At 69.9% G+C, this 19661-nt stretch carries 14 protein-coding genes; 3 read left to right on the forward strand and 11 right to left on the reverse strand.

Going from position 1 to position 19661, the window contains the following annotated elements:
• Window positions 1-568: 568 nt before the first annotated feature.
• Window positions 569-6742 carry an autotransporter outer membrane beta-barrel domain-containing protein gene (locus G537_RS44115; RefSeq protein ID WP_155888872.1) on the forward strand — a complete coding sequence of 2058 codons (6174 nt, stop codon included), beginning with the start codon at window positions 569-571 and terminating at the stop codon, window positions 6740-6742.
• Between the two features lie 10 nt (window positions 6743-6752).
• Here the strand turns inward: G537_RS44115 and G537_RS0131810 are convergent, their stop codons facing one another.
• Together G537_RS0131810 and G537_RS0131815 are read right to left on the reverse strand one after the other, a co-directional pair.
• A complete protein-coding gene (locus tag G537_RS0131810; RefSeq protein WP_211230582.1) occupies window positions 6753-7586 on the reverse strand; it encodes a phytanoyl-CoA dioxygenase family protein in 834 nt (277 codons plus the stop codon).
• 67 nt (window positions 7587-7653) lie between these two features.
• The gene (locus tag G537_RS0131815; protein WP_026873474.1) at window positions 7654-8319 is read right to left on the reverse strand and encodes an O-methyltransferase; all 666 of its coding nucleotides are present in this window, start codon (window positions 8317-8319) and stop codon (window positions 7654-7656) included.
• A 78-nt stretch (window positions 8320-8397) separates the two neighbouring features.
• Between G537_RS0131815 and G537_RS0131820 the strand changes: the two genes are divergently transcribed.
• A complete protein-coding gene (locus G537_RS0131820) occupies window positions 8398-9078 on the forward strand; it encodes a TetR/AcrR family transcriptional regulator (protein WP_425402319.1) in 681 nt (226 codons plus the stop codon).
• 5 nt (window positions 9079-9083) lie between these two features.
• Here G537_RS0131820 and G537_RS0131825 read toward each other — a convergent pair whose 3' ends face one another.
• The 9 genes from G537_RS0131825 to G537_RS0131865 form a co-directional block, all read right to left on the reverse strand.
• On the reverse strand, window positions 9084-9794 hold the full coding sequence (locus tag G537_RS0131825) for a hypothetical protein (RefSeq protein ID WP_155888873.1): 711 nt from the start codon (window positions 9792-9794) through the stop codon (window positions 9084-9086).
• A 196-nt stretch (window positions 9795-9990) separates the two neighbouring features.
• Entirely contained in the window at window positions 9991-10881 is an 891-nt protein-coding gene (locus tag G537_RS0131830; RefSeq protein WP_026873477.1) for an ATP-binding cassette domain-containing protein, read from the reverse strand.
• On the reverse strand, window positions 10878-11732 hold the full coding sequence (locus G537_RS0131835) for an ABC transporter ATP-binding protein (RefSeq protein ID WP_211230583.1): 855 nt from the start codon (window positions 11730-11732) through the stop codon (window positions 10878-10880). The genes G537_RS0131830 and G537_RS0131835 overlap by 4 nt, the downstream gene beginning before the upstream one ends.
• A complete protein-coding gene (locus tag G537_RS0131840) occupies window positions 11729-12616 on the reverse strand; it encodes an ABC transporter permease (RefSeq protein ID WP_051249400.1) in 888 nt (295 codons plus the stop codon). Before G537_RS0131840 ends, G537_RS0131835 begins: the two co-directional genes overlap by 4 nt.
• 3 nt (window positions 12617-12619) lie before the next feature.
• On the reverse strand, window positions 12620-13597 hold the full coding sequence (locus G537_RS0131845) for an ABC transporter permease (protein ID WP_026873480.1): 978 nt from the start codon (window positions 13595-13597) through the stop codon (window positions 12620-12622).
• Between the two features lie 200 nt (window positions 13598-13797).
• Window positions 13798-15456 carry an ABC transporter substrate-binding protein gene (locus G537_RS0131850; RefSeq protein WP_026873481.1) on the reverse strand — a complete coding sequence of 553 codons (1659 nt, stop codon included), beginning with the start codon at window positions 15454-15456 and terminating at the stop codon, window positions 13798-13800.
• Between the two features lie 61 nt (window positions 15457-15517).
• The gene (locus G537_RS0131855) at window positions 15518-16543 is read right to left on the reverse strand and encodes a glycoside hydrolase family 3 N-terminal domain-containing protein (RefSeq protein WP_026873482.1); all 1026 of its coding nucleotides are present in this window, start codon (window positions 16541-16543) and stop codon (window positions 15518-15520) included.
• Window positions 16544-16603: 60 nt separating this feature from the next.
• Window positions 16604-17086, reverse strand: coding sequence for a GNAT family N-acetyltransferase (locus tag G537_RS0131860; RefSeq protein ID WP_026873483.1), 483 nt, complete (start codon window positions 17084-17086; stop codon window positions 16604-16606).
• Window positions 17087-17203: 117 nt separating this feature from the next.
• Window positions 17204-18187, reverse strand: coding sequence for a LacI family DNA-binding transcriptional regulator (locus tag G537_RS0131865; protein WP_026873484.1), 984 nt, complete (start codon window positions 18185-18187; stop codon window positions 17204-17206).
• 288 nt (window positions 18188-18475) lie between these two features.
• Between G537_RS0131865 and G537_RS0131870 the strand changes: the two genes are divergently transcribed.
• Complete coding sequence (locus tag G537_RS0131870) at window positions 18476-19633, forward strand: ABC transporter substrate-binding protein (RefSeq protein WP_211230584.1); 1158 nt, start codon at window positions 18476-18478, stop codon at window positions 19631-19633.
• Window positions 19634-19661: the final 28 nt, after the last annotated feature.

The raw sequence follows: 19661 nt of genomic DNA on the forward strand, positions 1-19661 counted from the left end.
GAGCGGATCGTGGCGACCTCTGGTCCATGCTCAGCCCGGTGACGTCTCGTTGAGAAAGTAGTTTCTCACACCTGCTTCTTCAGGTTTGTTCTTCGATGTGAGAAACCGCTTTCTCAAACACGGTACGCGAGAGGCCGGGCGACGACAAGCCTGAATTGACGGTGACGTCCCGCCCGTCGACGCGCCGACCCTCCGGCGTGCTGGGAGCGACCAGGCACTGGCGCTGTCAGGACGGGCTTTGCAGGTCTCTGAGTGGTTATATGCCTGAACAGGCTACGCCCTGCGAGGTATCAGCTCTACCAATTTCCGAATAGGAGGTGATCCGGGGCATTAATAGGCTTTCGTGCATACAGTACTTCCCGTCTCTGCAATCCTAGTCGAAGTAAATCGAAAGACGAGCCTGGCGTGTATCGCGGCGTGGCCGGCGCGCGGCGAAGGCATGGCACCGGCGATCATTGGGACGGCGTCAAGGCCGATCAGCCGGTTCAAGAGGGGCTCTGTTGACGGCTCGCGACGGGGCAATGAATCGTGGCGGACTGGTCGTCATCCGGCCCGCATGGGGGAAGCGATGGTGGCAACCGGATCCTTCGCAACGGTGGAGCGCCGCTTCGGGTCATGGATCGCCCTGGCGCTTGGCGGCATCGCGTTCGCGGAGATCATAGTCCCCGCCGCGGCGCAGGCGCAGTGCAACTCCAACAGCAATCCGTCTCCGCCGCCTGCGGTTACGGCGAATTTCGCCGACCGGAGCTTCAGCCCCTCGACGCCCTATCCGACGGTGGGCTCGGTCGGCATCGGCGGCTGCGGTGGAACGAATGGTGGCGATGACCAATCCGGCGGCCCCGGCGGTCCAGGACAGCCTGGTGGACAGGTCACCAGCACCAATTCCTCTCTGACGCTCATTGGTGCCCAGTTCAACGATTTCAATCCAACGACCGCCGCAACTATCGGAAGTACGGGCGGCGGGGGCGGGCTGGGCGGCACCGCCGGCAACGCGGTCTTTGAGTTCGCGCCGGGCGGCGACGGAGGTGCCGGCGGCAACGCCGGTCCGGCCACGGTGATCTTCAACGGAAACTTCGTTCCGGATCCGACGCAAGGCTTGGCAGACCAGGCTCTAGTCGTGACGGCGCAAGGTGGCGCCGGAGGGGAAGGCGGCACAACCTCGGGTGGTGGGGCCTTTGGAAAATTCGCTGGGAATGGCGGCCCGGGTGGAAATGGCGGCTCTCTGACGGTTACCGCCAGCGGTTCTGTCCGCGCCGCGGTGCAAGGTGTCACGGTGCAATCCGTTGGGGGCGGGGGCGGCATCGGCGGCCTCGCCACCTCCTTTGTCGATCGGTTGACCGGGGCCACGGGCGGCAATGGTGGCGCCGGCGGAGCCGGCGGCCCGGCGGTCCTGCAGTGGGTCGGCGGCACCGTCCAGACCGGGCAATTCGGTTTATGGTCGCAATCGATTGGAGGGGCGGGCGGCGATGGCGGCCAGGCGGTGGACGCAACCGGCCTGACCGGCGGCAATGCCGGTGCTGGCGGCGCCGGCAGGATGGCCAGTGTGTCCCTGGCCGATGGCGCGATCACCATCAATCAGTTGTCCCACCAGACGCCCGGCGCCGGAATCCTCGCACGGGCGAACGGCGGTAACGGCGGCAGCGGTGGCCTGGCTGGCCCGTCGCTCGGGTCCGGCGGTGGCACGGGCGGCAACGGAGGCAATGGCGGAACGGCCATCGTCACCGTCCTCGGCAGCGTGACCTACAACGGCGCGGGGATCACCGGTCAGGTCGACGGACAGGGCATTCTCGTCCAGGCCAATGGTGGTCGGGGCGGGCCCGGCGGCGGCGCCTCGGGATTCACGGGTGAGGGCGGAAGCGGCGGACTCGCCGGTATCGGCGGCAACGCGACGCTTACCCTCGGCAATGCGACGAGCACCGGCGCGGTGCGGACCTCGGGCAATTTCGCGCATGGGGGCTTGGTGCAGAGCATCGGCGGCGGCGGCGGTGCCGGGGCAGGCGCGGATTTCGGCATCGGAGGCACCGGCGGGGATGGTGCGGCCGGCGGCAATGGTGGCACGGTCTTGGCCAGCGCGCCCAACGCCTCCGTGATCGCCACTGGCAAGAATGGCGCCGCCCTGCTGGCGCAGAGCATCGGCGGCGGCGGCGGCTCGGGCGGCGACGCAACCACTGTTGACGTTGGCGCCTCGATCGTCATCGGCGGCGTCGGCGGACTCGGCGGAGATGGGGGAGCTATAGGGCTGGATCTTACGAAGGGCGTGTTCGCCTCGACCAGCACCCTCGGCGGCGCCGGCATCCTGGCCCAGAGCATCGGCGGCTCGGGCGGGGCGGGCGGAAGCGCGTCCACGACTGGGGTCGGGCTGATCTCAATGGCGATCGGCGGCAATTCCGGGAGCGGCGGGGCCGGCGGCCCGGTGAACATTAGCAGCGATGCGCTCATCACCACCTACGGCGACCACGCCGCCGGGATCCAGGCGCAATCGATCGGTGGCGGCGGCGGCAAAGGCGGTTCAGCGGTGTCGTTCCAGGCCGGTGTCCTGCCGCTCGCGTCCGTCTCCGTGGGCGGCAGCGGCGGCGGTGGCGGCGCGGCGGGCGACGTGTCCGTCGGCAACACGGCACAGGTGACGACTTACGGCGCGGACGCGCACGGCGTCCTGATCCAGAGCATCGGCGGCGGCGGCGGCAGCGGCGGGGCGGCGGCGGCGCGTGCGGTGGACATCTCGCCGAACCGGCGGATCCCGGCGATCTCGGTCGCCGTGGCAACGGGCGGCGCCGGCGGCTCCGGCAATATCGGTGGGGCCGTGGGGCTCAACAACTCCGGACTGATCACCACGGCCGGCGACGGGGCGATCGGGGTGATGGCGCAGTCGGTCGGCGGCGGCGGCGGGGCGGCGGGCGACGCCACGGCCGCCTCCTATGCGGGCGGCAACAACCAGGGCGGGCTGTCGGTCTCGATCGACGTGGCGGTCGGTGGCTCCGGCGGCACCGGCGGCACCGGCGGCGGGGTGACCATCGCCAACTCGGGCTTGATCGCCACCCTGGGCCAGGACGCCTACGGCGTATTCGCACAGAGCGTCGGCGGCGGCGGCGGAACCGGTGGTGGCGGCGACGCCACCGCCTTCGCGAACCAGGCCAAGCTCAGCTTCGGCACCTCCGTCGCAGTTGGCGGCGGCGGCGGCACCGGCGGGGACGCCGGCGCCCTTGGCCTGACCAACAGCGGCGCCGTCACGACCCGCGGCGATGGTGCCGTCGGCGTGTTCGCCCAGAGTGTCGGTGGCGGTGGCGGCGCCGCCGGCGGCGGCACCGCCACGGCGAACGGTGGCAACATCGCCGTCGCCGTCGCCGTCGGCGGCAAGGGCGGCGCCGGCGGCAACGGCAACACGGCGACGGTGCAGAACAGCGGCAGCATCGTCACCCGTGGCACCGACGCCGTCGCGATCTTCGCGCAGAGCGTCGGCGGCGGTGGCGGCACCGGCGGCAAAGGCGGCGCGACCGCCGGCGGCGTCAACCCCGTGTCCAACGCCAAGGCGCTGTTCAACATCCTGGCGGGCGGGCTGAACATCAATCAGCAGGTCACCGACCTCGGCGACGGCATTCTGCAGATCGGCCAGATCGGCAAGGAGATCGAGGCGACGATCGACGAGCTGCAGGAGATCTTCTCGCAGCCGCAGGCGGGCGAGTCCGAGATCGGCACCAGCAAGCAGATCGACGTCTCGGTCTCGGTCGGCGGCAGCGGCGGAGCCGCGGGCAACGGCGGCGCCGCGACCGCGACCAACACCGGCTCGATCATCACCTTCGGCGCGCAGTCGGACGGGATCTACGCACAGAGCGTCGGCGGCGGCGGGGGGAGTGCCGGGGCGGCGACTTCGACGAGCGCGGCGACCAACGACAAAGCGTACCAGACTGCGATCGGCGTCGGCGGCAAGGGCGGCGGCGGGGGCGCGGGCGGCACCGTTACCGTCGTCAACGGCACCGGCAGCATGATCCTGACCCAGGGCGTCGCGGCGTTCGGCCTCTTCGCCCAGAGCGTCGGCGGCGGCGGTGGCGAAGGGGCGGCGGCCGGGACGGTCAGCGGCTCGTTCAAGAGCCTCTCGGTCGGCGTCGGGGGCAGTGGCGGCACCGGCGGCAATGGCGGCGCCGTCAGCGTGACCACCGGCGGTGGCACCGGCAGCAACATCACCACGACCGGCAAGCACGGCATCGCCATCCTGGCGCAGAGCGTCGGCGGCAGCGGCGGCCTGGCGCGCACGATGACCACCGACCAGACCTTCGACCCCTCCAAGATCATCGTGAACCCGCAGGGGCGGCTCGGCGACATCCACGGGCTGGCGCTGACCTTCGGCGGCCAGGGCGGCGTCGGCGGCGACGGCGGGCAGGTCCAGGTCACGGCGGCCGCCGGCCCCGTCGAGACGTCGGGGCTGGACGCACACGCCATTGTGGCGCAGTCGGTCGGCGGCGGCGGAGGCATCGCGGTCGGCGGCCAGGTCCATCTGCAGCCCGCGCCCCCCGAGGGCGGCGCGGGCGGCAGCGGTGGCCCCGTCACCGTGCAACTGCAGTCGGGAGCGGCGATTACGACGGCCGGCGACGGCGCCTACGGGGTGCTGGCCCAGAGCGTCGGCGGCAGCGGCGGCATCGCCGGAGATCTGTCCGCAGTGGGGACCTATGCGCTCGGCATCCCCCGCAACCTGGTGGCGTTGAACTCGGGGAATGGCGGCGCCGTTTCGGTCACGGCGGACGGCGCCCTCATCCAGACCACCGGCAAATACGCCCCGGCCATCTTCGCGCAGAGCGTCGGCGGCGGCGGCGGGCTGGTGAACTACGTCGCCAATGGCGCTCACATCCAGGCGCGGGGTACCGCCGGCGGCGCCGGCACAGGCGGCGGCGTGACGGTCTCGCTGGCCGACACCCTGGTCTTCGCCGAGGGGGTGGGCTCGGCGGGGATTCTCGCCCAGAGCGCCGGAACCGGGTCCGGTCCGATCCAGATCTCGATCGATCAAACCTCGCAGGTTCGGGGCGGTGCGCCCGACGGCAGCGGCCAGGAGGCCTCGGAGCGGGACGACGCGGCCATCCGGCTGCTGGGCGGCACCGGGAACCGGATCCACAACGCAGGCCAGATCCTGGGGGTTAACGGAGGGATCGCGATCCTGGCCGACACGCCGTCGAGCAATACCGCCGTTACCAATACCGACACCGGGCGGATCACCGGCGACGTCAAGCTCTCCGGCGGTTCCGGCAGCCTCCTCGACAACTGGTCGGGCGGCGTGGTCGATGCCCCGACGGCGATCGCGCTCGGGAACGGCGGCGTCCTGCGGAACGCCGGCTCCCTGCTCGTCGGTGGCGGCGGACGGATCGGCAGGACCACGCTCGAGGGCGATCTCGCCCAGAGCGCCACGGGCCGCCTGGTGGTGGAGACGAACCACAGCACCGGCGCGGCGGATCAACTCGACGTGCAAGGCAGTGCCCGCCTCGACGGCACGGTGGAGGTGCATCCGGTGAGCCTCGCCAACCGCGCCGTGACGGTGCTGAGCGCGACGGAGGGGCTGACGGTCGATCCCGACCTCGAGGCCAGCCGGACCTATCTCTATCGCTTCGACACGCGTCAGTCCGACAATAGCCTGCAGCTGCAGCCGGTGGCGGAGTTCAGCGCGGCGGCCGGCCCGCTGGGCCGCAACCAGCGTCGGGTGGCGGCGCATCTGCAGCGGCTCTGGGACAGCGGTGCGACGCTCGATGAGGGCTTCACGGCCCTGGTCGGGGTCGGGGACGGGGGCAGCTACGCGCAGGCACTGAACAGCCTGTCCGGGCAGACGGTCGGGGCGATCGCGGCCTTCCGCTACAGCTCGAGCCACGGCTTCGTCACCAACATGCTGGATGAGTGCGCGACCTTCGAGGGCGCCGGCGTGACGCAGGACGAAGTCAGCTGCGCCTGGGCGCGCGCCTTCGGCGGCGTCGCCGACCAGGACAGCACGGGCGACGCGCTCGGCTATCACACCAGCGCCTGGACCCTGCAGGCCGGCGGACAGCGCGAGGTCGCACCCGGCTGGTTCCTCGGCGGTTCCATCGGCTACGAGAGCAGCAGCTTCCGTGGCGATGCCGGCAGCTCGCGGGTCAGCGGCGACAGCCTGCTGCTCGGCGCCATCCTCCGCTACCAGACCGGGCCGTGGCAGGCCTCGGGTGCGCTCGACTTCGGCTATGGCTGGTACGACAGCAGGCGCGCGGTCGAGGCCGGCAGCTTCCGGGGGACCGCCGATGCCTCGCCGAATGTCTGGCATGTCGGCGCGCATGCGCGTCTTGCCTATCAGGTGCCCGTCGAGGCCTGGTACGTGCAGCCCCGCCTCGACCTGCACCTGACCTATGTGCACAGCGACGGCTACACGGAGACGGGAGCCGGCCCGTTCAATCTCGACGTCGAGGCGGAGGGGGCAATGACCTTCGCCGCGATCCCCGCGGTCGAGGTGGGCGGGCGCATCCCCATCGGCCCGACCGCGGTGCTGCGTCCGTTCGCCAGTGCGGGCGTCGAGCTCAACGCCAACGGAGACTGGGCGGCGACCGCGCGGTTCGCGGATCAGCCGGGGAGCCGGGGCTTCCGGGCCGAGACGCCGATCCCGGATGTGCTGGGCAGGTTCACCCTCGGAGCCGAGCTGCTCAGCAGCGCGAACTGGGACTTCCGGCTCCAGTACAGTGCCGGCGTCGGCGACGGTTATGCCTCCCACGCCGGCCTGGGGCGGGTCGCCTATCGGTTCTGACCGAGCCCGGTCAGGCCATGCCGAGCGCCCGGCGGATCGCGGTCTCGACCGGCGAATAGGCCCTGTCCGCCCGGTCCAGCCGGCAGGGCTCGGCCAGGGCCAGCGAGGGCTGCGCCAGGAAGCGCGGCGCCGTGCCCCGGTGCTTCTGCGCTGCGTGGATGATGAAGGGGTGGCAGAGATAGACGGTGCCGGCCTCGCCGGTCGCCAGCGCCTCGGGCCGGCCGGCGCCCACGAGGTCGACCCGCGGGCTCGACACGCCGGCCTCGCCCGCCGGGGCCAGGAAGCGGGCCATGTCGAGATGCGAGCCGACGCGCAGGCGGGTGGGCGCGTCGCGCGGGCCGATATCCGAGAAGAGGAACAGCATCACCAGCGCCCGGCCGCGTGAGGTGACGTTGACCCGCCAGGACGAATAGTCCTGCCTCTCGTCCGGGTCGCTGTCCGGCCCCGGGAAGCTGACATCGACGTGCCAGCCGTCGTCATTGGGACTCTTGTGGTGCGGGAAGCGCACCGGGAAGGTGCCGAGGTCCCGGCGCGGGATCCAGCGGCCCCGGCCGACCAGCCGGTCGATGGCCGCGTGCAGCACCGGCGTGTTCGCCGCCGCCCGGAACGGCTCCTGCCCGTAGAAGCCCAGCCGCACCACCGGCCGGGTCCAGGTCGCCGGGTCGTCGGGATCGCAGGGCAGGTCGCGCCACAGGATGGCCCGCGCCTCCGCCGCCACCTCGGGCGGGAAGGCCCGGTCGATCCGGACGAAGCCGTCGCGGATGAACTGCTCCACCTGCCCGTCGCTCGGCGCGTGCGTCTCGATCATGGCGGCGGCAGGGTACAGGCCGCCCCCCGTCACCATCAACCGGGGTCAAAGCCGGTCGGCGCGGCGGCCGAAGCCGCCTCCGGACGGCTTTCGAGCCTTGCGCTCAGCCGATCCGCATGGACAGCTCGACATCCTCGCCGAAGGGCGTGGACAGGTAGCCGTTCGCGGGTGAGCGCACGCGCGCCAGGTAGTCGGGGCTGTAATCGGCGTTGTCGGCGACGATGAAGGCGCCCGGCTTGAGGCGACCCTCCACCAGGCTCAGGATCTCGGGATAGAGCGCCTTGGCGCCGTCGAGCAGAAGCAGGTCGATGGTTTCGGGAAGGTCGCCGCCCAGCGTCTGCAGGGCGTCTCCCTCCCGGATCTCCACCAGGTCGATGAGGCCGCCGGCCGTCAGGTTCTCCCGGGCCTGCGCCACCTTGGACGGCTCGAACTCGGTGGTGATCAGGCGGCCGCCGCCATTGTCCCGCAGGGCCGCGGCGAGATGCAGGGTCGAGATGCCGAACGAGGTCCCGAACTCGACGATCGTGCGCGCGCCGCAGCCTCGCGCCAGCATGTAGAGCAGCACGCCGATCTCCCGCGAGACCGCGAGCGGAAGATCCTTCAGGTGTCCGTAGAAGTCGAGGTAGCCGGTCTTGCTTCGCATCAGGCGATCCCGTTCTTCGGGCGAGAGGTCGGCCACGGCGGGAGGCGCCGCCGACCATGCCCTGGAGGACTCGTCGAACAGGCGGTCCAGCAGCGGCGCAAGCGGGTTGGCGGTCAGGGTGGTCATGCAGGTCTCCGGTCTGGGGTGAGCGCGTCGTTGCGCCGGACCAGAAATACGACTAATGCGTCAGGTTCCCTATTCGCGTTGCCGCGCGCCCTGATGTCCGATCGCCGAAGCCCTTCGATTTCCTCACGAAAGCAGCCGCAGCAGGCCCGCTCGGCCGGGCTCGTCGCCGCGGTTCTGGAGGCTGCGGTTCAGGTTCTGGCGAAGGAGGGCGCGCAGCGTTTCACCACGGCGCGGGTGGCCGAGAAGGCCGGAGTCAGCGTCGGGTCGGTCTACCAGTACTTTCCGAACAAGGCGGCGATCCTCTTCCGGCTCCAGAGCGACGAGTGGCGGCGGACGACCGAGCTGCTGCGCGGCATCCTCGAGGATGTCCGGAGGCCGCCGCTCGAACGGCTGCGCGCCCTGGTCCACGCCTTCATCCGCTCGGAATGCGACGAGGCCGAGATCCGTACTGCGCTCGACGACGCCGCTCCCCTCTATCGCGACGCGCCCGAGGCGCAGGAGGCGAGGGCGTCGGGAGACCGCGCCGTCGAGGCCTTCATGCGTGAGGTGCTGCCCGAGGCCTCGGAAACGATCCGCGAACTGGCCGGCGATCTGATCACGACGACGCTGAGCGAGGTGGGGAAGCGCTTCTCGGAGACGCCCCGGACACCCGCGGAGATCGAGACCTACGCCAACGCCATGGCCGATATGTTCTGCGCCTATCTCAATGGCCTGAAGCATGCCGGAGAAGGCGCCGAAGCGGCCGGCGACTCAGCCTGACCGGGTCATGCGCCCGGACGGCGCGGACGAACCGGACCGCCGCGCATGCTGGTGAAATCGGCCTCGATCCAGATCTTCCTGAGTTCCCCGGGCGGGTCGGCGGCATATGTCGCCTGGTATGCCGTCGAGCAGATCGCGGACGCCCTTGGTTTATATGGCGAGGGATAGGCCGAGCGCACCGTGGCTGCGCATCGCCTGAAGAATGCGTCCGTCTCGGACGAGGGAAGGGAGCGTGTCCGCAGGGCCAGGTGCTTCCCGTAGACGGAGTTCACCACCGAATCGAACCCGCCATACGGCGTCCATGGGCTCCGCCGGGCCAGCGGCTCGAAATCCGGCCGGCGAAGCAGGTCATAGGCCTTACGCACCGCGGCCTCGTCGATGGCGATCCGTCCGGCCGGCGTCTCCTGCTCCGAGACGAGGTCGTAGGCGACGACGAGCGGAACGACATCCTGCGGCTGGGGGGCCGGGCCGGCTGCGGCGATCAGGGCCCGCGCGGCCTCCGCACGCAGCCCGTGCCGCTCCTCCGGCCCGACGACGTCGGCGGCCATGCTGTTGCAGGCGATGGTGCACTGCCGCAGCGCCGCCATTTCTCCAGCACGGACCTTGTCCGTCATGTGGCGGAAGGTGGCGCTGTCCTCCGCATCCTGCGCCAGCCCCTGCACCGCGAGGGCGGGAAGGACGACAGGGGCGGACAGGATCATGCCGCCGGCCAGCATGGCATCGCAACCTGAGCTGTTCGAGCTGGACAGGATGTTGCAATCGGATCCGCAGCCGGCGAGGACCGCCAGCAGCGCGATCGTCGGCTGCGTCCGCCATCGCAGAAAATGCCCCATCTCCTGCCCCCAAGGCCTACAGCGAATGCAGGTTCCGGGCCGATGGTGGCGTCGATATGGCAGGCGCCGGACGGCCTTCCTAGGCGGCGCGGACGAAGTGGTTGCCCGCCACTTGTCGCACGCCGCTGGGAAGGCGGGCGGCCTCGCGGGCCTGGGCGACGAGCTCGGACTGCAGCTGCGAGGCCTCGCCGTGGAACGGCCGCTCCGGGTCCGGCACGGCGGAGAGCAGAAGCTGAGTATAGGGATGCTGCGGCGCATCGATCACGGCGCCGGTGTCGCCCCATTCCACGATCCGCCCGGCATACATCACCGCGATCTCCTCGGCGACGTAGCGCGCTGTGGCGATGTCGTGGGTGATGTAGAGGAAGGCGATGCCGCGCTCGCGCTTCATCCGCTCCAGGAGGTTGAGCACGCCGAGCCGGATCGAGACGTCGAGCATCGAGGTCGGCTCGTCCGCCAGCACCACCTCGGCGCCGACCGCCAGGGTGCGGGCGATGTTGACCCGCTGGCGCTGGCCGCCGGAGAGCTGATGCGGATACTTCGCCGCCGTCGTCTCCGGCTCCAGCTCCACCGCCGCCAGCAGCTCCATCACCCGGGCGCGCAGGGCGCGGCGGTCGGCCAGGCCGGCGTGGAGGGCGAGGGGGCGGGCGATGTGGTGGAAGATGGTGTGCACCGGGTTCAGCGACCCGAACGGGTCCTGGAACACCATCTGCACCGCGCGGCGATAGGCCAGCAGCTCGGCCTTGCCGTTCAGCGTGGCGACGTCCTGGCCGCGGAACAGCACCCGGCCGGCGGTCGGCTGGTGCTGCAGCATCAGGATACGGGCGCAGGTGGTCTTGCCGCTGCCGGACTCCCCGACCAGCGCCAGCGCCCGGCCGGCATGGAGGTCGATCGAGACGTCGTCCAGCGCCTGCAGCGGGCCGAAGCGCTTGCCGACGCGCTCGAGGGCGAGAATGGGCGTGTGGGTCATGACGCCTCCGCCACGTCCTGCAGCGTGGTGCGGCGGGCCCCGTGCACCGAGGGGAAGGAGGCCCAGAGCTTCCGGGTGTAGTCATGGGCCGGGGCGCGGAAGATCTGCTGCGCCGTCCCGACCTCGACCAGCTTGCCCTTCAGCATCACGCCGATGCGGTCGCAGAACTGCACCATCAGGCTCAGGTCGTGGGTGATGAACAGGATCGAGAAGCCCAGCTTTCGCCGCAGCCCGTCGATCTGCTGCAGGATCTCGCGCTGGACCACGACGTCCAGCGCCGTGGTCGGCTCGTCCATCACGATCAGCTTCGGGTTCAGGGCCAGGCAGATGGCGATGACGATGCGCTGGCGCATGCCGCCGGAGAACTGGTGCGGATAATCGCGCAGCCGCGCCGGGTCGATGTCGACCATGCGCATCAGCTCGGCCGCGCGCTCCCGCGCCTCGGCCCGGCTGCAGCCGGTGTGGGCGGCCAGCACGTCGCGGAACTGGGCCTCGATGGTCAGCACCGGATTCAGGGCGTTCATCGCGCTCTGGAACACCATGCCGACCTCGCGCCAGCGGAAGCGGCGCAGCGCCTCTCCGTCCAGGCGCAGCACGTCCTGCCCGTCGAAGCGGATGTCGCCGGCGCTGATCAGAGCCGGCGGCTTGTGCAGCCGGGTGATGGCGAAGGCGATGGTGCTCTTGCCGCAGCCGGATTCGCCGGCCAGGCCGAACACCTCGCCGCGGCCGATGTTGAAGCTGACGTCGTCGACCGCCCGGAAGTCGCCGCGGTCGCCGACATAATCGATGGTCAGGCCGCGCACCGACAGCAGCGGCTCGGGCGGCGGGGCCGCGGTCACATCCGGGCTCACGGCCGCGCCTCCCGCAGCCGGGCCAGCCGCTTCCAGCGCGCCATCGACCGGCCGATGCGCAGCTGCGGGTTGGCGACCTCGTCGATGGCGAAATTCAGCAGCGACAGCCCGGCGCCCAGCAGGGCCAGGGCGGCGCAGGGGGCCAGCAGCTCCCACCACGCGCCGACCGCCATGGCCGAGGCGTTCTGCGCGTTGAACAGCATGATGCCCCAGGAGATGGTCTGCGGGTCGCCGAGGCCGAGGAACTCCAGCGTCGCCTCGGTGATCACGGCATAGATCACGCTGCCGATGAAGTTGATGCCGACGATCGACACCAGGTTCGGCAGCAGTTCGACCAGCATGATGCGCCAGCGCGGCTCGCCGATCATCTCGGCGGAGCGAACGAACTCCTTCTCCCGCAGCGCGAAGGTCTGGGCCCGGGTCACGCGCGCGCCCCAGGCCCAGGATGTGGCGCCGATGATCAGCGCGATCACCCAGGGGCTGGCCTGGCCGATGAAGGCGGCCAGCACCAGCAGCAGCGGCAGGTTCGGGATCACCAGCACGACGTTCGTCGCGAAGTTCAGCACCTCATCGGTCTTCCCGCCGAGATAGCCGGCCGCGATCCCGACCGCGGTGCCGATCACGGTGATCAGCAGCCCGGCGCCGAAGCCGACCGCCAGCGAGGTGCGGGCGCCGTAGGTCAGCTGGGAAAAGACGTCGTAGCCGTTGCGGGTGGTTCCCAGGACGTGCTCCGCCGAGGGCGGCTCGTGCGGCCGGCCGACCCGGCGCGACGGGTTGTAGTCGGTCAAGAGCGGCGCGATCAGCGCCGTCACCACCAGGAAGACGACGATGACGAGGCCGATCGCGGCCTTGCGGTTGGACAGGGCGGCCAGGATCATCCGCATCTCTCAGCTCCTGCGCAGCCGGGGGTCGAGCCAGGCATAGGCGATGTCGGCCAGGAAGTTCGCGGCCAGCATCGCCAGCGTCATGATCAGCAGCTGGCCCTGGATGACCGGATAATCGCGGCCGAGGATCGCCTTGAAGAGGGTGTTGCCGAGGCCGGGATAGTTGAACACCACCTCGGTCACCAGCGACCCGCCCAGGATCTTGCCGATGGCGATGGCCAGGCTGGTGACGCCGGGCAGCAGGGCGTTGCGGGCACCGTACATCAGCATCACCCGCCGGTCGGCCAGGCCCTTGGCCCGGCCCATGGTGATGTAGTCCTCGCCCAGCAGGTTGATCATGTTGTTGCGCATGGTGACCAGGAAGTCCCCGGTCAGCACCACCGACAGCGTCAGGATCGGCAGCACGGCGTGGTACAGCGCGCTGAGGACGTAGTCGGCGGAGAGGGCCGGGTCGATCCCGGGATCGGCGGCGTAGCCGGTCGGGAACCACTGCAGGGTGAAGCCGAACAGGAACAGCCCGAGCAGCGACACCACCACCGCCGGGGTGGCGATCGAGACGATGGCGGTGGTCGAGACCACGACGTCGAAGCGGCTGCCGCGGCGCCAGGCGGCGATGATGCCGAGCAGCGTGCCGAGCGTGAAGCTCAGCACCGTGGCCCCGCCCATCAGCACCAGAGTCCAGACAAGGGCGCGACCCAGCACGTCGGATACGGGTGTCGGGAAGTACTTCACCGACATGCCGAGGTCGCCGGTGAAGATGCTGCCGAGATAGGCCAGGTATTGCTGCCACAGCGGGCCGTCGACGAAGCCGAAGGTGGCCTTCAGCGCCGCCAGGTTCTCGACCGACAGCCGGGTGCCGGACTGCGAGAACATGATGTCGATCGGGTCGCCCGGCATCAGCCGCGGGATCAGGAAGTTGATGCTCGCGGCCACCAGGAAGGCGACCATGTAGAAGATCAGTCGTCGGGCGACGAAGGCCATGTGGTCAGGTCATCCGGCTGTGGTGACGAGGCGGTGTATTCGCGGCATCGCTTCCTTTGGTCTGTCATTGCCGGGCTTGACCCGGCAATCCAGAGGCCATCGAGAGCGGTTCCGGCGGCCCTGGATCCTCGGGTCAAGCCCGAGGATGACAAGAAGAGAAGGGCAGGGGGGGCCTCTTCAGGCGGCCTGCCCGCACAGCCCTACTGCACCGGCCGCAACGCCAGCAGGTGCAGCAGCCGGTCGTGGTTGGGATCGTAGTTCTGCGGGCTGACGAAGGGGTTGTCGGCGGTGGCCCAGCCGGTGAACCGCTTCGAGTTGTACTCGTACCAGAGCGGGTTGTTGTAGATCGGCACCACCGGCATCTTCTCCGCCAGCAGCATCTGCGCCTGGTCCAGGAGGTCCTTGCGCTTGGCGTCGTCGGTGGTCTGGGTATAGGCGTCCAGCAGCTGGTCCAGCTTCGGGTCGAAGAAGCGCTGCGCCGTGAACCGCGTCTTGCCCTTGTTGCGGGAGTGGAAGGCGTCGTCCAGCTGGTAGTAGGGCGTGGCGCCGACGTACCAGGAGTTCAGCGCCATGTCGAACTTGCCGTCCAGCAGGCTCTGGCGCCACGCCGCGCCGTCCGGCGTCGCCAGCTTGACGTCGATGCCGATCTGGTTGAGGCCCTCGATCGCGATCTGGGAGGTGCTGATCCAGTCGGTCCAGCCGTTCGGGACGATCAGGTCGAAGGACAGCTTCTCGCCGTCCGGCGTGTCGCGGAAGCCGTCGCCGTCCTTGTCCTTGAAGCCGGCCTGGTCCAGCAGCGCCTTGGCCGCCTCCAGGTCGTACTGGGTGTATTTGCCGTATGTCTCGCGCACCTTGGGGTCGGCCCAGCTCTCGAACCGTTTGCCGAAGGTGCCGGGGTCGTCGTTCAGCGTCGGATAGCCGTAGCCGGCGACGTTGACCATGGCGTCGCGGTCCATCGCCATGCTGACGGCGCGGCGGAACTCGACGCTGTCGAAGGCCTTGCGGTTGGCCGGGTTGGGGCTTTCCAGATTCATCACCACGGCGACCAGGCTGCCCGGCGGGAACCAGTAGCCGTGATGCTCCTTGTCCGCCGCGACATAGGTCTTGTCGATGTCCGGCAGGAAGGAGGCGAACCAGTCCAGCTCGCCGGCCTTGGCCGCGGCCAGCGCCTGGTCGTTGGTGGCGATCTGCGGGAAGCGCAGGCAGTCCACCTTCAGCGACGCCGCGTCCCAGTAGTTCGGGTTGCGGCACTGCTCATAGACCTGCGGGGTGAAGCGGGTGATCTCGGTCATCGGCCCGGTGCCGATGGGGTTCTCGTTGAGATAGGTCACCGGGTCGGCCACGTCCTTCCAGGCGTGCTGCGCCACGATCGGCATCTCGACGATCTTCTCCGGCCCCAGCGCGGTCGGGGCCTTGAAGGTGAAGCGCACCTGGGTCGGGCTCAGCTTCTCCACCCCGTCGATCACCTGCCAGATGCTGTTGAAGTCCAGCGCCGGGAACTTCTTCATCAGCTCGAAGCTGAACACCACGTCGTCGGCGGTGAAGGGCTGGCCGTCCGACCACTTCACGTTCTCGCGCAGGTCGAAGGTGACCGCCTTCAGGTCGTCCGCCAGGCTCATTGCCGTGGCCAGGCGGTAGTAGACCTTGTTGTTCTGCATCTTGTTGAACACGACCAGCGGCTCGTAGATGAAATCCATCGTGCTCTGCCGGTATGAGGTGCGGTTGAACGGGTTGAAGTTGCGGACCCAGTTCGTCTCCTCCTCGATCAGCATCGACAGGGTGGACTGGGCGGGGGCGGTGGCGCTCGTCGCCGCCAGCAGCGCGGCCGCGAGCAGGAATGCCGACTTCTTCTGCCTCATGACATTGGCCTCCATGCCTTCGTTTTGTCGTTGATCGTTGATCTGCCGGCCGCCGGTGCGGTCAGGCCGCGGCCAGCAACGCCTCGACCTCGGCGTGCAGCGCCCCGACATCGGCGGCGGCCGCGCCCAGCCGCCGTTCCGCCGCTTCCAGCCGGGCGACCGCGGCGTCGCTCAGCGGCCGGGCGCGGACGGCGGCGCGCTGCATCTCCGGCAGTTCGCCATGGCAATGCAGGGCGATGTCGCAGCCGCCGTCCAGCACCTGGGCGACGCGGTCATGCACCTCGCCCTGCAGCGAGTTCATGAACACGCAGTCGGAGATCAGCACGCCCTCGAAGCCCAGACGGCCGCGGATCACCTCCCGGGTGATCACCGGCGAGACCGAGGCCGGGCGGTCGGGGTCGAAGGCGCTGTAGACGATGTGGCTGACCATCGCCCAGGGCGTGTCGCGCAGCTTGGCGAAGGGCAGGAAGTCGGTGGCGTCCAGGGTCGCGGCGTCGGCGGTCACCACCGGCCGGGTCTTGTGGCTGTCCTCGGTGGCGCGGCCATGGCCGGGGATGTGCTTCATCACCGGGATCAGCCCGACCTCGAGGAAGCCGTCCACCACCTCGCGGCCCAGCGCCGCCACCAGCTCCGGATCGCCGCCGAAGGCGCGCTCGCCGATCACCGCATCGGCGCCGGGGATGAGCAGGTCGAGGACGGGCGAGCAGGCGCTGTTCAGGCCGACGTCGCGCATCATCCGGCCCATGGCGACCGAGGACAGGCGGATGGCGCGCCTGGCGGCGGCGAAGTCGGTCTCGGCCAGCCGGCCGAAGCTGCGGAAGCTGCGGAACAGCGGCCAAGCGCCGGAATCGAGATGCGAGACGCGGCCGCCCTCCTGGTCGGTCAGCACCGGCGCGTCCGGCCGGCCCACCGCCTCGCGGAAGGCGGCGCACAGGGCGCGCAGCTGCTGCGGGTCCTTCATGTTGCGGCGGCCGAGGAACAGGCCGTAGGGGTTGGCCTCGCGGAAGAAGGCCAGCTCGTCCGCCGACAGCGTCGGCCGCTGGATGCCGAGGACGAGCGCGAGCGGCCGGCTGGGTGCTGCGGTCACCGTTGAACCTCCCGTGTCTGCGATGGGCGGCCCGCCGAGGTCGGGGCCGTGCCCTTCGGATCACTCCGTCTTGGAGCCTATCATGCCGTGGTATAGACCACTTGTGGAACCCGGAATCGCGATCGCGCCGACGATTTTCTCGTAGAAGGCGGTGGGGCCGGCGCCGCCGATGACGGCGTAGGCGTAGCCTTGTCCGCGCATCGCCTGCATGGTCTCGCGCAGCAGGGCCTCGCCGATTCCCCTGCCGCGCTGATCGGGGTCGACGCCGGTCGGGCCGAAGAAGCCTCGGGCAGTGGCGTCGTGGCAGGCGAAGCCCAGCAGCACGCCGTCCTTGACCGCGACCAGGCAGCCGACCGGCTGATGGGCGAAGGCGACCTCGACCTCGCTGGCCCAGCGGTCGCCGAAGCGCTCCGCCACCCATTGCGCGACGGCGCGCTTCTCCGGCGCGATGGCGGGACGGATGGTGATGCCGGCCGCCTGCATCGCGGCACGCGATGCCGTCGGCGGCTCCAGCGCGTAGAGCTTGACCAGCATGTCGGTCATCCCGGCCTCCCGTTATTCCGCAATAACGAAGTATGTGACGTTATTGCGTCTTAACAGCTAAAGCCGGGAATGGCGCGGCGTCAATATCGGACGCGAAGCAGGTCGGGGAGGTGGCGCTCAGGTCCGGCTGCTCCGGCGCTCCACCAGCGTGAAGGGCAGGGTGACGTCGCCGCCGGCACCGGGCTCGCCGGCGACGCGGCGGTCCAGGAGCGCCATCGCCTCCGCGCCCATGCGGCGGCGCGGCTGGCGGATCGTGGTCAGCGGCGGCTCGTAGGTACCGGCGAACTGGATGTCGTCGAATCCGGCCACCGCTACGTCCCGCGGGGCATCGCGCCCGGCCTGGCGTAGCACCCGGATAGCGCCGATCGCCATCTCGTCGTTGCTGCAGAACACCGCGGTCGGCGGGGAGGGCAGGGCCAGCAGCGCCGCCATCGCCGCCTCGCCGCTCGGGATGGTGAAGTCGCCGTGGCGGATCAGCGCCGGCTCGGCGGCCAGGCCTGCGGCGAGCAGCCCGGCGCCGTAGCCGGCCAGGCGCTGCCGCGTCAGGATGTTGCTTTCCGGCCCGGCGATGTGGCCGATGCGGCGGTGGCCGAGCCCGGCGAGATGGGCCACGACCGCGGCCGCCGCGCCTTCGTTGTCGATGCCCACCACCGGCACCCGGCCGCCGGGAATCGCCTCGGACACTGCCACGATCCGGCCGTCATGGTCGCGGTCGCGCTGCAGGCGGGGCGGCAGCCGACCGTTCAGCAGGATCAGGCCGTCGACCGCGCCGGTCAGCAGCTGCCCGGCGTGCCGGTCCTCGCGCGCCGGATCCTTGGCGGTGTTGCCGACCAGCATGCTGAAGCCGCGCGCCGCCGCCTCCTCCTCGATCCCCAGCAGCACCTCGGAGAAGAACGGGTTGGCGATGTCCGGCACCAGCACCAGGATCTGCCGCGCCTCCTGCCGCCTGAGGCCGCGCGCCAGCGGGTTCACCGCATAGCCGGTCTGGCGCACCGCCGCCTCGATCCGCTCGCGCGTCTCGGCCGTGACCAGGGGCGAGCCGGTCAGCGCGCGGCTGACCGTCGCCACCGAAACCCCGGCCAGCCGGGCGATGTCGATCATCCTGGTGCGGTTCCGCCCATTCCCGCAGGAAGGCAATATTCGTTCCCCAATTCCGCGGTTGACGCCCCAATGTAATCGATTGTACGATCCGGTCAAAATACGGAATGCGCTGCAGTTCCAATGTTCGCTGCCCGTTCTGCGGGCGGTGATGGGATTCGATGAGCCGGTGACCGAATAAATCGAGGGAGGAATCTTATGAGTTTTTCCCAGAAACTTCTGCTATCCGCTGCGTTTTGCAGTGCAATAGCAGCGGCAGGGGCGAGTACGGCGGCTGCACAGACGGTCGACGTGGTCCATTGGTGGACCAGCGGCGGCGAATCCAAGGCGATCAGCGTCTTCGCCGAGGAGTTCAAGAAGCGCGGCGGCACCTGGATCGACAGCGCCGTGGTCGGCGGCCAGGCGGCGCGCGCCTCGGCCATGAACCGGATCGCCGGCGGTGACCCGCCCTCGGCCGCGCAGTGGAACGCCGGCGTCGCCGTGCGCAAGCTGGCGGAGGAGGGGCTCCTGACCGAGCTCGACGACCTCGCGGCCGCAGGCGGCTGGGAGAAGGTGCTGCCGCCGCTGATCGTCAAGAACAACACCTATGACGATCACGTCGTCGCGGTGCCGACCGACATCCATGGCAACAACTGGATGTGGTACTCGACCAAGATCTTCGCCGAGGTCGGGGTCGAACCGCCGAAGACCTGGGACGAGTTCTTCACCGTCGCCGACAAGATCAAGGCCAAGGGCTACATCCCCTTCGGCCTGGGCGGCGAGCCGTGGCAGGAAGGGCTGCTGTTCGGCGCCATCCTGGCCGGCACTGCCGGCAAGGACACCTACCGCAAGATCTATGTCGATCACGACGCCGAGCTGGCGGGCGGCCCGGGCACGGTGAAGGCGTTCGAGACGCTGCGCCGCCTCAAGGACTATGTCGACGAGGGCCATGCCGGCCGGAAGTGGAACGACACCACCATGATGGTCGCCAGCAACAAGGCGGCGATGCAGATCATGGGCGACTGGGCCAAGGGCGAATTCGCGTCCGCGGGGCTGACCCCGGGCAAGGAGTTCGGCTGCGTCCTGGCCCCGGGCACGCAGGACGCCTACATTCTGACGGTCGACGTCTTCGTCTTCCCGAAGCAGACCGACGAGGCCAAGGTCAAGGCGCAGAAGCTGCTGGCCGAGGTGATGATGGACCCGGCGGTGCAGGTCAGGTTCAACCAGTTCAAGGGCGCCCTGCCGGCCCGGCTGGACGCCGATGTCGGGACCCTCGACCCCTGCGCCCAGGCCGGCCAGAAGGTGCTGGCGGACGTCAACAACCAGATCCCCAACACCGCGCTGGGCTTCAACAACGACGTCGAAGGCCAGATCAACGACCTGGTCGCCCAGTTCTGGACCACGCCGGAGATGACGACGGCGGACGCGGCCAAGCAGTTCGCCGACATCGTCGCCAACGCCGATCTCTGATCCCCACCGCTCCCGGCGGCCCGCCGCC

This window comes from Inquilinus limosus DSM 16000 (assembly GCF_000423185.1).
Lineage (GTDB): Bacteria > Pseudomonadota > Alphaproteobacteria > DSM-16000 > Inquilinaceae > Inquilinus > Inquilinus limosus.